This window comes from Glutamicibacter sp. FBE19 (assembly GCF_015524875.1).
Taxonomy (GTDB): Bacteria; Actinomycetota; Actinomycetes; order Actinomycetales; family Micrococcaceae; genus Glutamicibacter; species Glutamicibacter halophytocola.
Map to the genome: position 1 here is coordinate 48,354 of NZ_JACKQN010000005.1, position 14,287 is coordinate 62,640.

Annotated in this window: 12 protein-coding genes; 7 read left to right on the forward strand and 5 right to left on the reverse strand. The window is 55.0% G+C overall.

Translation table 11 applies throughout. The features are described 5' to 3' along the window. Nucleotides 1–82 precede the first annotated feature (82 nt). Both H6F58_RS10015 and H6F58_RS10020 read right to left on the reverse strand, forming a co-directional pair. Nucleotides 83–517, reverse strand: a complete 435-nt coding sequence (locus H6F58_RS10015; protein ID WP_195181693.1) for a hypothetical protein — start codon at nt 515–517, stop codon at nt 83–85. After that, nucleotides 514–1,287 carry an alpha/beta fold hydrolase gene (locus H6F58_RS10020; RefSeq protein ID WP_195181694.1) on the reverse strand — a complete coding sequence of 258 codons (774 nt, stop codon included), beginning with the start codon at nt 1,285–1,287 and terminating at the stop codon, nt 514–516. Before H6F58_RS10020 ends, H6F58_RS10015 begins: the two co-directional genes overlap by 4 nt. Before the next feature lie 134 nt (nt 1,288–1,421). Between H6F58_RS10020 and H6F58_RS10025 the strand changes: the two genes are divergently transcribed. Together H6F58_RS10025 and H6F58_RS10030 are read left to right on the forward strand one after the other, a co-directional pair. Next, a complete protein-coding gene (locus tag H6F58_RS10025) occupies nt 1,422–2,093 on the forward strand; it encodes a lysophospholipid acyltransferase family protein (protein ID WP_060701235.1) in 672 nt (223 codons plus the stop codon). Between the two features lie 77 nt (nt 2,094–2,170). Then, nucleotides 2,171–3,565: a 3-deoxy-7-phosphoheptulonate synthase class II gene (locus H6F58_RS10030; RefSeq protein ID WP_146274785.1), complete on the forward strand. Its 1,395-nt coding sequence runs from the start codon at nt 2,171–2,173 to the stop codon at nt 3,563–3,565. Nucleotides 3,566–3,620: 55 nt separating this feature from the next. On the opposite strand, the gene H6F58_RS10035 is transcribed toward H6F58_RS10030, so the two are convergent. Together H6F58_RS10035 and H6F58_RS10040 are read right to left on the reverse strand one after the other, a co-directional pair. Next, complete coding sequence (locus tag H6F58_RS10035) at nt 3,621–5,828, reverse strand: Stk1 family PASTA domain-containing Ser/Thr kinase (RefSeq protein WP_195181695.1); 2,208 nt, start codon at nt 5,826–5,828, stop codon at nt 3,621–3,623. Between the two features lie 199 nt (nt 5,829–6,027). After that, the gene (locus tag H6F58_RS10040) at nt 6,028–6,276 is read right to left on the reverse strand and encodes a WhiB family transcriptional regulator (protein WP_013348560.1); all 249 of its coding nucleotides are present in this window, start codon (nt 6,274–6,276) and stop codon (nt 6,028–6,030) included. A gap of 357 nt (nt 6,277–6,633) precedes the next feature. Between H6F58_RS10040 and H6F58_RS10045 the strand changes: the two genes are divergently transcribed. Then, nucleotides 6,634–7,047 carry a hypothetical protein gene (locus H6F58_RS10045; protein WP_146274787.1) on the forward strand — a complete coding sequence of 138 codons (414 nt, stop codon included), beginning with the start codon at nt 6,634–6,636 and terminating at the stop codon, nt 7,045–7,047. Here the strand turns inward: H6F58_RS10045 and H6F58_RS10050 are convergent, their stop codons facing one another. Further along, nucleotides 7,048–10,728 carry an FtsK/SpoIIIE domain-containing protein gene (locus tag H6F58_RS10050; RefSeq protein ID WP_195181696.1) on the reverse strand — a complete coding sequence of 1,227 codons (3,681 nt, stop codon included), beginning with the start codon at nt 10,726–10,728 and terminating at the stop codon, nt 7,048–7,050. A gap of 252 nt (nt 10,729–10,980) precedes the next feature. On the opposite strand from H6F58_RS10050, the gene H6F58_RS10055 reads away from it, so the two are divergent. From H6F58_RS10055 to H6F58_RS18210, 4 genes are read left to right on the forward strand one after another with little or no spacing between them, the layout of a single operon-like run. Beyond that, entirely contained in the window at nt 10,981–12,201 is a 1,221-nt protein-coding gene (locus H6F58_RS10055) for an ATPase, T2SS/T4P/T4SS family (protein WP_146274789.1), read from the forward strand. Between the two features lie 2 nt (nt 12,202–12,203). Then, nucleotides 12,204–13,055, forward strand: coding sequence for a type II secretion system F family protein (locus H6F58_RS10060; RefSeq protein WP_171919031.1), 852 nt, complete (start codon nt 12,204–12,206; stop codon nt 13,053–13,055). Continuing rightward, complete coding sequence (locus H6F58_RS10065) at nt 13,052–13,993, forward strand: type II secretion system F family protein (RefSeq protein WP_146274791.1); 942 nt, start codon at nt 13,052–13,054, stop codon at nt 13,991–13,993. The genes H6F58_RS10060 and H6F58_RS10065 overlap by 4 nt, the downstream gene beginning before the upstream one ends. A gap of 59 nt (nt 13,994–14,052) precedes the next feature. Further along, nucleotides 14,053–14,286, forward strand: a complete 234-nt coding sequence (locus H6F58_RS18210) for a hypothetical protein (RefSeq protein WP_244652541.1) — start codon at nt 14,053–14,055, stop codon at nt 14,284–14,286. Nucleotide 14,287 lies beyond the last annotated feature (1 nt).

Below are 14,287 nucleotides of genomic sequence, written 5' to 3' on the forward strand. Positions count from 1 at the left end.
TCCCCATGAGCAATGGCGGGTAATCCGCATCACACTTTATTACTTTACGGTAACTTACTATGTTTGGCGCTCCAAGTTCACTTCAGACCTGGGCCCCATCATCTCCCGGATCGTGCTCAGTAGGAAGACGTTTAAGCAAGTAGACGATCCCGGCGACGGTCGCCAGGGCCAAGCCAATGACAACGAAGGCCGGAGCTGAACGGAAGAACAGCACGCACAGCAACAAGCCGACGGGTCCACCTGCTGCCGCGGTCCACGCGAGATTCAACATCGGATCCCCGGAGCCCAGCGCCGCCGGCTCGTCGGGGACAAAAGACTCATCGGATTCTTCGGGCGCAAAGTCACGCGGGCCATTCATGGCACCTGGCCCGGTATTAAAGAGCTTCTTGAGGTGATCTGCTCGTTCTTGGGCACTAGGTTCCCGAGGGGCCTGCGCATCAAGCTGCTGAAAATTTTTCACCAGATCATCCCAGCGGGGATCTTCGCGCTCCGGAGGAGTGGCATCGGGCTGGCTCATAGGGGCCCTCCTGCCCGAGTGTGCCCCGTGCTGGAGAGCTGGGAGAAGAAGCGGGCCGATTCGTGGAAAATCTGCTCGGCATCATAATCCAGTGTTGCAACGTGTTTGGAGTGAAGCAGCATGTGGTGTTCGGCCAGTGTTCCTGGCTTGAGCCCTGCTACCAGCTCCCGCACGGAAGCTTCGGACACCACATTGTCTACGGTCGATCTGAACAGCTGCACCGGAGCGGTGACGAGTTCCAGCCGTGAACGGGTTTGCGCGAACAGCGCGTGGAGCTGAGCTACCGCGGCCACGGGAGTGCGCGGATAGGCCCCCTCGTCCACTCCGCGCTTGGCGATATCGTTGCTGATCGGCGCCACACTGCGCATCAGGTGCTTCAACCATGGCGTCATCGGGGCCAGCGCAGAGTCAACCACGAGCCCCGGGTTGACCAGTGAAATCCCGGCGACATTGCGCCTTGTAGCCAAATGCAGTGCCAGCGCTCCACCCATGGACAAACCGGCCACGAACACGGTGCCATGCGTGCGTGCCAGGTCGTCAAAAGCCTGCTCGGTTGCCTGGATCCATTCGCTATAGCCCACCGGAATCATGTCCTGCCATCGGGTGCCATGGCCTGGAAGCAGAGGCACGGCTATAGTGAAGCCTGCTCCCTGCAGGGATCTGGCCCAGGGCTCCATGGCCGTGGGGGAGCCAGTGAAGCCATGGATCAGCAGCACTGCTGAGCCCTTGGGCAATGAGTGCCCAGAGCTATTCCGTGCTTCATTATTCATCGTGACCACTCCAATTTTCTGCTTATACCTCCGAGCGTAGTGCACAATTGAAGGGTGCGGACAGTGCCACAAGTTCTGTGATCAATCCATGTCCCGTGACAAAGCCGAACCTCGAGAAAAAGGAATTTTCTGCCGTGCTGTATGACTTCCTCAAGCGATTCGCCGTTCGGCCACTGGTGAGGATCTTCTTCCGCGTGGATCTGCAAGGCATCAACAACGTTCCGGGCACCGGAGCGGCCATCCTGGCCTCAAATCACCTGTCAGTCAGCGACTCGGTGTTCCTGCCTGCGATGCTCGATCGCCCGGTAATCTTCCTGGCCAAGGACGAGTATTTCAACGGCCGCGGACTCAAGGGGCGCATCACCGCATGGTTCTTCCGCAATATCAATCAGCTGCCAATGGACCGTTCCGGCGGGCAGAAATCAGCCGCTTCCCTGGCTAGCGCCAAGAGGGCCCTGGATGAAGGAAAAATTCTGGGGATCTATCCAGAAGGCACCCGCTCACCGGATGGAAGGCTGTACCGCGCAAAGCTCGGCGTGGCCATCCTCGCTCTGGAATCCGGGGCACCGGTGATTCCGGTGGCCATGATCGGCACCGAAAAGGTCCAGCCTATCGGGCAGGGCCTGCCTCATCCGGGGAAGATCGGAATCAAGATCGGCGAGCCCCTGCACTTCGAGCATTTGGCGGGCAAACATGGCGATCCGCAGGCGCTACGGGCCTGCGCCGATGAGATCCGGCAGGCTATCAATGCGCTGTCTGGACAGAGCTATGTCGACGTTTATGCACCCCGGAAAGCTAAAAAGTAGAAGCTGGTTCACAGTATTACGCGCTGTTGTTACATTCGTCGCGGTGCTTTGCCGATCAGCGACGTAGAATCTTCAAGGTGAGCGAAGTAAACCGAACCCCATTGCCAGGCTCCTCTGTAGCCGGCCCCGCCACTGATCCGCAACTAGACCTGTGGCGTGAATTGCCTATTGCCCAGCAGCCAACTTGGCGCGAGCACAAGGACTATCAGTCCTCCATCAACGAATTGGGTTCGCGTCCTCCTCTGGTTTTTGCCGGCGAAGTAGATGTCCTGCGTGAACGCCTCGCCGAGGCCGCACAGGGCCGCGCTTTCCTCCTGCAGGGAGGCGACTGCGCCGAGACCTTTGCCGATGCTACCGCTGACAAGATTTCCGCACGTGTGCGCACCATCTTGCAGATGGCCGTTGTCCTGACTTATGGCTCATCGATGCCGGTCATCAAGATGGGTCGCATGGCTGGCCAGTTTGCCAAGCCGCGTTCCTCGAATGACGAAACCCGAGATGGCGTAACCCTGCCGGCATTCCGCGGCGACATCGTCAACGGCTACGAATTCACCGAGGAATCGCGTGCCCACGATCCGAAGCGCATGGTGCAGGCGTACAACACCTCATCGGCCACGCTGAACCTGATCCGGGCCTTCACGCAAGGCGGTTTCGCCGACCTGCGCAGCGTGCACTCGTGGAACAGCGGATTCATGGCCAACCCGGCACACTCCGCCTACGAGCAGCTGGCTGGCGAAATCGACTCGGCCATCCGCTTCATGGATGCCTGCGGCGCGGACTTCGAGGCGCTCAAGCGCACCGAGTTCTTCGCTTCGCACGAAGCCTTGCTGCTGGACTACGAGCGTGCCTTGACCCGCACCGATTCGCGTACCGGCCTGCCGTACGACACCAGCGGCCACTTCCTGTGGATCGGCGAACGTACCCGCCAGCTGGATCACGCACACATCGACTTCCTCTCGCGTGTGCGCAACCCGATTGGCGTGAAGCTTGGCCCGAACACCGAGCCAGAGGACGCGCTGCGCCTGATCGAAAAGCTCGATCCGAACCGCGAACCAGGCCGACTGACCTTCATCACCCGCATGGGTGCGAAGAATATTCGCGAGAAGCTGCCAAACCTGGTCGAGAAGGTCACTGCCTCCGGCGCCCAGGTGCTGTGGGTTACCGATCCGATGCACGGCAACACGGTCACCAGCCAGAACGGCTACAAGACCCGCAACTTCGAGGATGTCATGGACGAAGTCCGCGGCTTCTTCGAGGTGCACGACTCGCTGGGCACCTTCCCAGGTGGCCTGCATGTCGAGATGACCGGCGACGACGTGGCCGAGTGCCTCGGTGGCGCTGACCCAATTCGTGAGGAAGATTTCGACTCGCTCTACGAGTCCGTCTGCGACCCGCGACTGAACCACCGCCAGTCCCTGGAAATGGCCTTCTTGGTCTCCTCGGCACTGCAAAGCCGCAGCCGCAATCGCTAAGGCATAACCCAAAGGCTCAGTTCCCCATAAGGGAACTGAGCCTTTGGCGTAACCGCTAGAAAGCGTAGATGCTGATTTCGCTACCGCGAACAGCTTCCTGATTGAGCGGAGTTTGCATTCGCACGATCTGGTTGCGACCACCGAAAACGCTGTGGGTCTTCACCTGGAAACCAGATTCCTCCAGCCGTGCCTTAGCGTCATTGACGTCGAGTCCGACAACCGATGGAATCTGAATGTATTCTGGCCCGGAGGAGAAATTGACAGTGATGGAACTGCCGAATTCGGCGGTGCCTGTTGCTGGATCTTGGGAAGCTGCCAAGCCCTTTTCCACCTGTGACGAATGGACTTCAGCACCAGCCTTTAACGACAATCCGGCCGCGCGAAGTTTTTCCGTGGCCTGTTCCTGGCTCAGGCTGATCACCGAGGGTACTTGAACTGGTGCCGGCCCCTTTGAAACAGTGAGCTTGATGGTGTTCTTCTTTGGCACCCGTTGCCCGGCGCCAGGACTTTCGCTGATTACCGCGCCAGAATCCACCGACGAAGAATACTCTTCGGTGGTGCTCAGGTTCTTGAAGCCGGCCTTGGCCAATGACTTTTTGGCGCTTTCCAATGCCAGGCCTGCAACGTCAGGAACGTCGAAGAGTTCCGGTCCTTGTGAGACGGTAAGCTCGATGCCCTGAAACTTCATGATGTTCTTCCCGGTGCCCGGGTGTGAATCGACCACCCGGCCAATCGCGATCTCGTCGTCGTAGGCCGTGCTGACCTTAACGGGAACGCCTTGGCTATCCATTTGGGCGATCGCCCGCTCTTGGAGCATGCCGTTCAGCGAAGGAATGCGCACGATCGTTCCGGGTCCGCGACCGAAGAACCACCCAGCGCCCGCAACGAGCGCCACAATCAGCATCCACATCAAGGTGATGACGATCTTCTGGGTCCCCGTCCGCGGCTTGCGCAGGCGGTGCGTTGGAATTTGGGCTTCTTTGCGCCAGCGCTTGTTTGCCTGCTTTTGCGCGCGCTTTGCATCGCGTGCGGAAGGCGCAGCATCGGCAGCTTCGGGCGCGCTATCGGGAAGCTCATCGCGGGCATAAGCGGTGGTGGCATTCAGGCCTGCGCCATCCGGAATGCTCTCGCCTTGGGGCAGTGCACGGGTTGCTTGGGCGTCTCGCAGGTCCAGGACCTCGGTCGCGGCGCCGGCAGCGATGATGGTGGTTGGCGATTCGTTCGCCTGGTCGTCGTCGACCTCGTATTCGCCGTCACCGGAAGTGGAGTTAAGCGCTAGCCATTGCTGTTCACGTTCAATCTCCCGGTCGCGTTGCATGTCGTCGAGCCGTTGCTGCAAGGTGGTCGGCATGTGGGTGAAGGTTTTGGGAATCAGATCTGCGACGGTTCCCAGCGTTTCGACACCAAAGTCCAGCTGTTCATCGGAGAGGGTCGAATGGATCTGGCGGACTTCCTCTAGCAAGAGCGAGGCATCTTGAGGACGCTTTTCAGGGTCTTTTTCGGTGCACCAGCGAACCAGCTCATCCAGATCTTCGGCAAGACCAGGAACCGTGTGCGAAGGCAACGGCATGGGGGAGTCCAGATGGTGTTTCATCATGGCGGCCGGATTAGTTTCCGAGTATGGCAGTTTGCCGGTGAGCATCTGATAGATCATGATGCCCAGCGCGTAGATATCGCTGCGAGAATCGGCTGCCGCCCCAGAAACGAGCTCCGGTGAAACATGGGACAGCGTTGCCAGCAATGTTGCTGATTGGGTATGGGCGCTGGCTGCTCGCGCCAGGCCGAAGTCGGTCAGCTTGATCTCTCCGGTGTCCGCGAGCAGGACATTTGCTGGTTTCATGTCTCGGTGAATGATGCCTTCGCTGTGAGCAGCGCTTAGTCCATTGCAAATTTGATCCAGAACGCTCAACATCTGGCGGGGCGTGAAATGACCCCGCTCAGCGATAACTTGATCGAGGTTCCGTCCACGGACATACTCCATGACGAGGTAAACGAGATTGTCGCTGACATTATGGTCGCGAATAGAAACGACATTCGGATGCGTGATATTCGCGGCGATTACGGCTTCAGATTGAAAGCGCTCACGGACAGTGGGTTCGCTCGCGAAATTGTCGTTCAGTATTTTCACGACGACAGCGCGGTGAAGCCGCTTATCCATGCTGCGGTAGATGCGGGACATTCCGCCAAGAGCTAGCAGATGGTCGAGCCGATATCTGCCGTCGAGAGTCTTGCCCAAATGCGGGTCTGTCAGGGCTGAGCTCATTTCCCGTCTGCACCCACCTGAATTGTGCGCGCGAAGCAGGCCAAAGTCACTAACAGATCCTTTCGAACATGAATACTACTTTTAATCTACCTAGGGGAGCTGGAAAAATGCCGGTTAAACTCGAATTCCGCCAGGGGTGTTGACCTCTGGCGGAATTCGTTTGGCGTCTCGGGTTGCGAGATTTACCTCGAGCGCATAATTATGAAGCGCGACGAGCACGTGCGGCGCGGCGCTTCAAAGCGCGGCGCTCATCTTCGCTCATACCGCCCCATACGCCTGCATCCTGACCAGACTCAATAGCCCACTGCAAGCAAGTTTCGGTTACTTCACATCGACGGCAGACGCTCTTGGCCTCTTCGATCTGCAACAGGGCCGGACCGGTGTTCCCAACTGGGAAAAACAGTTCCGGATCCTTTTCCAGACACGCCGCGCGGCTACGCCAATCCATGCTTATTGATGCTCCTTGAAATCTGAGAGGGGGTCTGAAGGGCCAACGGCAGGCAACGGTGAGGCAACAACTAATTAGGAAAGAAATGAAATCCTGATTAGCCAATGGTTACCGATTGGCTCTTCTGATCTTCGGTGAGGACCGATTGGGCTCCTCGTTTAACCGACCACATAAGGTTTTCATGTTACGAGGAAGTAAACAAGGGTCATGATAGCGAAATGTTGCTGAATGCCTGAGTGCTTTCTCACATGGCATTTGGGTGGCAAGTCCGCTAGTGCCAGTTGGTGTGGCGTCCACTACAGAAGAAGTAGTCGGGGCAGTTTGAGTTCCTGCCAGACGTCAACGAAGATTGTTGACGTGAGCCACCAACACAGTAATATGCCCCGACCGATCAGTGTAGTCATCGTTGCAGCATTAGTAATGCTTGAAGCGCTGGCCGTATTGGGATATGCCATTAGCTATCTAGGCAACTTATCGACCGACGGTGCGGTGAACGTCGGCGGACAAATCTTCATGTTGGCACTTTGCCTTTTACTGGCCATCTGGCAGGGGTCCGTTGCCGCTAACTTCTTCAAGGGGAAGGCATTCACGCGAGCCCCAATTATCGTGTGGCAATTGTTCCAACTGATCTTGTCTGTCTCATTCCTTAGCTCCAATATTCCGATGGTCAAGATAGCTGCTCTTGCATCTATCGTGATTGCCGGTTCGAGCGTGGTCCTTCTTTTCGCTCCAAAGACCACGGCCTTTCTTGGCGATCGGCCATCAAATTAGTTATTTCCTACGTATGTCCCGGGGGATGTGAATCATCCGTGGCTGTCCATTGCGAGAAATGATGGCGCGCCAGTACGGTCTGTTTTCAGCCGATGGCTCATGATGAAGTGCAGGCCATTGCATTGGTTGCATGTCCTGGGAATGTTCGGACTCAACGACTGCGAATTCCCGGTCATCTAATCCAAGCGCTGATAGTCCGAGCTCATACGCCAGCCTTGCCGAGGGCGGCGTGAAGAAAACGACGGGCACATTGATTGCTCCGAGTTTTTCGATGGCGGGCATGAGTCGTGGCTGTGCTGTGTTCTCCAAATAAACGCAAAGCATGGCCGGACTATCTTGTTTCCCCGATTCGAAGTCATCGATTCTTGAAGCTAATTCTTCTATGCCATTGGCGTGGGAAGCGTTCCAACGATCCGCTAGAAGAAGCGACAGCTTGAGCCTCTCGTCAGCGTCGGGACAGATCATGATCAAGCGAGCTTGTTGTGGCCGGGCTATCGGGCGATCGGTAAACGGGCAGTAGCCAAGTAGCTGGGATGCTTCGTGTGGTGCCTGGCTATACGCACTGACCTCTGGACTGGCAACGTTCCAGTTGTCGTCCTCGCGGGGAACTGCTTGAGCTGGCGCAAGCTGAAAAACCTGGGGCGGGTTGTCCGCAGTTACGATTACTCCTCGGCCGGTAATGGGAGCGCAAGCCGGAATTTTAGGCCAGATCATTTTTAGTGATTCCGTGGAATTGTATGGAAAGTACCATTGGGTCGTGAACAAGCCGGTGGATTTTAGACAATTCTGATCTCTATCGACGGCGCAAACTATGAACGGTGACCGCTGAGAACCTAAGCGCAAAAGCGAACCCAGCGCCTCATCGAATCGTTGAAAGTGCTGCGGGCGCAGCACCGATTGAAGTTGAGCCAACGAATGAACCATGATGATCAAGCCATCGTCCCTCGGAAGAGATTCTAGGTAATCCAGAGCATCCAAAAAAGCGTATGTGTCATTGCCAGTGATGACCTTCAGATTTGCATGCTGCTGTGCGTCAGTCACCGGCTCTGGTCCAAAACACAATATTTTGCGGCGCAATGAGACCAAGTAGTTCAATGACTTCCGAGCACCAGCTTCCGGCAAACCGCATATCAATAAAGAATGCCCTTTTGCGGTGTTAACGACCAGTGGTTCTAACGTGCCACCCGATAGGTTGTCCCGAACGCCGCAAAAGATGGTGCCCGTGTCTTTCCCCGGCCAGCCTGTTGGAATTAGTGCCTCTTCGGAGGTCAAAGGAAGAGGGGATGCAAATCCCGAGACAGGTTTAGGCACCGATATCCAACGGGCCGTTAGCTGCTCCAGAAGTACCGTAAGCGGGTCTGTCCCGGATAGCTCATGTTCAGGTTCAAATGTGCAGAACGGGGCTACTGCCATATTGTTGCGGTTTCGCTCAAAAATTTCGCCTTTGAGATCGGGCTCAACAGCGAGATGAAATTGGACTTTTCCAGTTGGCCGCGAAGAACTTCGCATAATTGCCTGCCCCGGCTGATTTAGCAATGTTGCCGCAGTGGAGCCAATGAGTTCGACTGATTCGCTGGGATCATTGACTCGAAGCGCGATGACGGCATTGATATTCGCGCGTGTTTGGCCAGTAAGAGCACCAGCGGGGCGCTGTGTACTAAGGATCAAATGAATCCCTAACGCCCGACCTACGGCGGCTAACCGGTCAATTCGCTGACCAGCTGTAGGCAGGGATTCGACAAATACCCGAAATTCATCAACCACGACTACAAGCCGTGGCAATGGTTGCGGAACTGGCGTGAGCATTTGATATTCGCCGAGATCGCTACATCCGCTATCAGCAAGGAGTTTTTCCCTACGACGTATTTCGAATTCAAGTTGTTCAAGGGTGCGCTGTGCGGAGGACTCGTCTAAATCACTGGCGAAAAGTTGAACGTGGGGGAGCGGCTCAAAAACTGATAATCCTGCGCCTCCTTTGAAATCGATAAGGACGAAAGCTATATGCTGCGGCGAGAAGCTATGTGCAAGATCCGCAACTATGCGGCGCAGGGCTTCCGATTTTCCTGAACCGGTCGTTCCGCAGATCAGCATGTGTGGCCCGTCCGAATCTAGGTCAAGTGCTACCTCGGTTCCTTCATCGGTGACTCCGATAGCAGCTCGCACGCTGTTTGCAGGTTCCGATAATGCTTGTTGCGCGGCAATAGGCGCTGATGGCAGCAAACGCAATAACTGCTGGATGGTTCGGTCGAATCGCATCAAGCTTAATCGGTGCAAATTCTTGAGTACGAAGCGCTGGTCAGGAAGGTGAGTTGATTGGGAGTTAATTTCGATCCAGTGTTCTGCGGCCTCCGGGAGCCTAGGGCCAAGGCCGATTATTAAGGTCTCGGGGAGGAGCCGAGTCGGCGCGGCTGTTAGATAAATGGACTTAAGCAAAGGAACTTCGCGTTGCCAGGGACTCTGCTCCGAGGGCATCGGTGGGCTGGAAGCGGTGACATTCTTCATCAGTAATAAGGAAGCCGGCAAACAACGGATGCTCGGATCGATATAGAGCGATAGTTTTCCCGTGGCGATCAGCGGTAAGAAACGTGCAAGAACACTGGCCAAGACTTCTCCAGTTTCCGGACCTTGAGCCCCGACCAAATGCCAAACTCCAGGAACTGGCGGAGAAAAGACAGGACCATGCCAGGGCGCACCTAGCTCCCGGCTCTTGAGCTTGAACCGTGATCTTTGCGTAGCATCGGACTGTGGAGACTCATGCAATTCTGGAGACCAGAGCCCGTCGCCCCAAACCAACGGAGGTACGGACGGCGAGTTAATGTTCAAGGCGGTCGCGTCTAGCCCTGCAATAATTACTTGCCCCAACGGAGCGGCATACGTGGATCGATTCTGGATTACTGCATTCCGTTGGGCGCGCATGGCTCGTTTCCAACGTCTGAGCTCAGATACCAATTGGCTTGCCGGGGCCAAGCCCATGAGGGCAGAGATCCCACTAATGATCAGAAAGAACATCGTTCCCATCAGTATTGCCAATAGAACGCCGGTCAGGATCGGGACGAGGGCAGCCAGCGAGAGCATCACCAGCCGGCTCATTTCAGGCTTGGGAGGGACATGGACTTCCAAGTCCTCATCTCGAATTGTTTTTTTGGATTCCGTGGCGACCGGGTCGCCAACCACGAAAAACGTATTTCCTAAACGAAACCGAGAACCTAGAACTAGGTCCATTGAGCTGCAGAGAATCCCATCCTCACGAGCTATCTGGTGGTTGGCTGCTGCCACCAGCCGTAGGCGACGCGTAGAAACATTTAAAGTCGCGTGGCATCGTGAAATAAGTGGGTCTTCGAGCCACAGTGGAGCCCCCCGGCCAATTGAATGCTCTCCTTGAGTGAGAGAAATCCAAGCTCCAGAATCTGGGCCGTGGGGGACATAGAGCTTTAAGGTAGCTGATTTATCGATGTATTCAGGCTGCACCTGAGGAATATCGCTCAGAATCAGTTTTTGGCCTGATGCTAAAGAGCCCAAGGTTTCCAGGCTGTCTTGTCCGAAATACCAATACTGATTGGGAAAAGATGACAGGAGAATTGACGACAATTTGTCTCCAGTCAGTCTCCCGGCCGAGACCAATTCAAATTGCCGTGGATGCTGGAAAAGTTGCGATATCAAGAGAAATTCGTAGCGGGGCATGAAGAATCCTGATCGTATGTGACAAGGCTTGTATGACCAATAAAAGCGTGATGGTCCACCTGCTCGCATAACTAAAAAACGGCCTGTGGAGAAAGAATTTTCGGTTATCCACAAAAGGAAAACCTCTTGAAAGCTAAGCGAAGTGCCTATAGCATCCCTTGTCATACGAATATGAATGCTGCACCGACGATGCGCTCGCCGATGGTCCCCGACTTCGGGATTCTTTGTTACGAAGAGCCACAGGGGTGCGTCGTGGAAGCTCTGTCCATCGTTGAGGACGAAGTTCGTGAGTTGGTGAGACGCCGCGGACTGGATCCGGCTAAGCAACCGACTTTGATCAAGTCCTTGATCGAAGAAGTAATCAAGGACTATGACGAGCGTGCGCTGCTTGGTGCAGTACCATCCCTGGGCTCACTTGACGCTGCCCGTCAAACAATTTTTGATAATGTCGCAGGTTTTGGCGCGTTACAACCACTTCTCGATGACCCTACTGTCGAGGAAATTTGGATAAATGCTCCACATCAAGTGTTCTGCGCCAGAGGTGGGCAAAGCCAACTAACCCATATCCGCATGGAATCTTCAGAGATTGCCGCATTGGTCGAGAGAATGCTCAAGTCTTCCGGACGGCGATTGGATCTGTCGCAGCCGTTTGTAGATTGCCAGCTTCCGGATGGGTCCCGCCTACATGTGGTAATTCCAGATATTACGCATGAGCACTGGGCAGTGAATATTCGCAAATTCATCGCGCGCGCAGGGAAACTGGATGATCTGGTGGAATTGGATTCCTTGAGTAGGCAGGCCGCTTTGTACCTGTCAACGGCCATCAACGCGGGACTGAACGTTATTGTCACGGGACCAACACAGGCTGGCAAAACGACGATGCTCAATTGTTTGGCCTCTTCAATTGGTCCGCGTGAGCGCATCATTACCATTGAAGAAATTTTTGAACTTAATCTTTCTTTGCGCGATGTGGTGGCCATGCAAACGCGGCTCGCAAACCTTGAAGGAATGGGCGAAATTACGATGCGTCGCCTAGTCAAAGAGGCGCTTCGTATGAGACCGGACAGGATTATTGTGGGGGAGGTCCGTGAGGCCGAGTCGCTAGACATGCTCATCGCCCTGAATTCAGGGATTTCTGGGCTTTGTACCCTTCACGCGAATTCTGCGAGGGACGCGATTACGAAGATTTGCACTTTACCTTTATTAGCCGGTCCGAACATCACAAGCGACTTCACGGTCAAAACTGTTGCTGCTTGTATAGATCTAGTCGTGCATTGCGTACGCAGCCCTGGTGGGAATCGATACGTAAGTGAAGTCCTCAGCATTCGTAACCGGGTGGAAGCAGGACAAATCGAATCGTCTACTTTGTTTGAAAGACGAGATGGAAGTCTTCGCGCCTCGCCAGGCGCGGATTGGGAGCACGAAAAATTCGATCTTGCCGGGATCAACGTCGCTGAACTGATGGCGGTATAGCGATGATCGCGTTTTTTGCATTGCTTGGTGGTCTCGGGCTGGCTGTCTTGGTCGATTGGCTACTCTTCGCACCGTGGGTGCGTGCCCCGAAGCGGAGGTCAGCGATCAAGGGGGCCCTGCTGCAAGCTGGAATGACAAATGTGACACCGCCCAAGTTCCTCATGATTTGTTTGGTGTGTGGTGTTGCATCAGGATTATTGGCCTTGGGGCTAACTGGCGCGTGGCTGTTTGCCCTTCTATTCTTCAGCTTTGGAATTTTCGCCCCATGGGCATTTCTGCGTCGTCAAGCGTCTAAGCGGCGGGCTGCATTGCAGGAACAATGGCCTGAAGTCGTTGACCATCTGCGAAGCGCCATACGTGCCGGGCTGTCGTTGCCTGAAGCCCTGAGCCAACTCGCAACAGTGGGACCAAAAATACTAAGGCCACTATTCGGGGACTTTGCTTTGGACTATCGAGCCACCGCCAACTTTAACGTAGCTCTGGAACAGCTTGGTGAGCGAATGGCCGACCCAGTTGCCGACAAGATCTTGACCACTCTTCGAATCACTCGCGAAGTCGGTGGCACTGATTTGGGACACACCTTAGCAACTTTGTCTGCTTTCCTTCGCGATGACGTACGCACGCGTGGCGAACTGGCCGCTCGGCAGTCCTGGATAGTCTCCGCAGCCCGGTTGGCTGTGGCAGCGCCATGGATTCTGCTTCTGATTCTGGGAACCCAGGACGCGGCAAAAGACGCGTACATGACGGCCGGTGGAGTGCTTGTCCTGGGTCTAGGAGTATTAATCTCAATCGTCTGTTACCGAATCATGCTGCGGTTGGGCACGTTACCGGCGGAAGAGAGAGTTCTGTCATGAACTCATACGTTTCATGGGCTGCCCTGTGCGGACTCGGGTTCGGGCTAGGGATATGGATCATCCTGGTCAATCTGCCCGGATGGAGAAAAATGGCTTTCGCCGAACGAATTGCCCCACATGTCCGCGTCGGCGTCAGAAGTTCGCGGATGCTTGAGGACTCTTGGCATTCAGAGTCGGGGCATTCAGCGCTGGCCCAACTTGCATCGCCATTGATCTCGCAAATGAGAAAGTTTGCCAGTAGCCATAGCCCTTCCAATGACATTCTCAAGAAAAGGCTCCATGCCGCTGGCCTTGAGTTGAGCATAATTGACTATCGCTCACAAGAGATCATCTGTGCATTGGCCGGAGTTGTGGCAGGGGCCATTTGTACTGCGTTTATTTCAATGCAATACGACCTTTCGCTGGTCTTTTCTATCTTGGCCGTTATTTGCTGTGGGATGTTGGGTTACGCGTTGCGAGGCTGGTGGCTTGGCGAACAAATTCATCGCAGAGCTCGAAAAATATTGACCCAATTCCCAACGGTTGCTGAAGTCCTGGCCTTGACGGTCGGTGCAGGGGAATCAACTACTGGTGCAATCGAACGTATCTCCCGAATCTGCCACGGAGTCATAGGTGAAGAATTCGTGAAGACGTTGAACGACATTCATTCCGGAACTCCTATGGTTCATGCGATGCAAAATATGTCTGATCGAATGCAAGTCGGAACGATCTCAAGATTTGTTGATGCAATCGTGGTTGCTACCGAACGTGGGACTCCTCTAGCCCAAGTACTCAGAGACCAAGCTCAAGACGTTCGAGACGCATCGAAACGCGAATTAATGGAAGTTGCGGGAAAACGAGAAATTTTCATGCTCGTACCCGTTGTCTTTGGCATTTTGCCCTTGACGATCGTATTCGCGGTATTCCCGGGACTAGCGCTATTGGAGATGAGCTATTGAACGAAATTAGTAGTGATGTAACTCCGAACCTTGAAATTACGAACACTGGAAGGCACGCCATGTTGAACATACAGGAATTTTTCGTTGGTCTCTTTTTACGATTAGTGGTTGTGGCAAAGAGGCTGTGGGGAAAAATCTCGCCCAAAATTGGAGACTCTCGAGGCGACGTGCCTGGTTGGGTGATGATCACTCTCATGTCGGCTGTCTTGGTCGCAGCACTTTTAGCTATCGCAGGACCGCGATTGCAGGACCTCTTCAATCAAGCCATTGATCGGGTTTCGGGGTTGGGATAGA

Bases quoted from the DNA above. Each gene is read 5' to 3' on its own strand.
- H6F58_RS10035 (WP_195181695.1), bottom strand. From the start codon at position 5,828: ATGAGCTCAGCCCTGACAGACCCGCATTTGGGCAAGACTCTCGACGGC.
- H6F58_RS10040 (WP_013348560.1), bottom strand. From the start codon at position 6,276: ATGGATTGGCGTAGCCGCGCGGCGTGTCTGGAAAAGGATCCGGAACTG.
- H6F58_RS10020 (WP_195181694.1), bottom strand. From the start codon at position 1,287: ATGAATAATGAAGCACGGAATAGCTCTGGGCACTCATTGCCCAAGGGC.
- H6F58_RS10065 (WP_146274791.1), top strand. From the start codon at position 13,052: ATGAACTCATACGTTTCATGGGCTGCCCTGTGCGGACTCGGGTTCGGG.
- H6F58_RS10060 (WP_171919031.1), top strand. From the start codon at position 12,204: ATGATCGCGTTTTTTGCATTGCTTGGTGGTCTCGGGCTGGCTGTCTTG.
- H6F58_RS10050 (WP_195181696.1), bottom strand. From the start codon at position 10,728: ATGCCCCGCTACGAATTTCTCTTGATATCGCAACTTTTCCAGCATCCA.
- H6F58_RS18210 (WP_244652541.1), top strand. From the start codon at position 14,053: ATGTTGAACATACAGGAATTTTTCGTTGGTCTCTTTTTACGATTAGTG.
- H6F58_RS10015 (WP_195181693.1), bottom strand. From the start codon at position 517: ATGAGCCAGCCCGATGCCACTCCTCCGGAGCGCGAAGATCCCCGCTGG.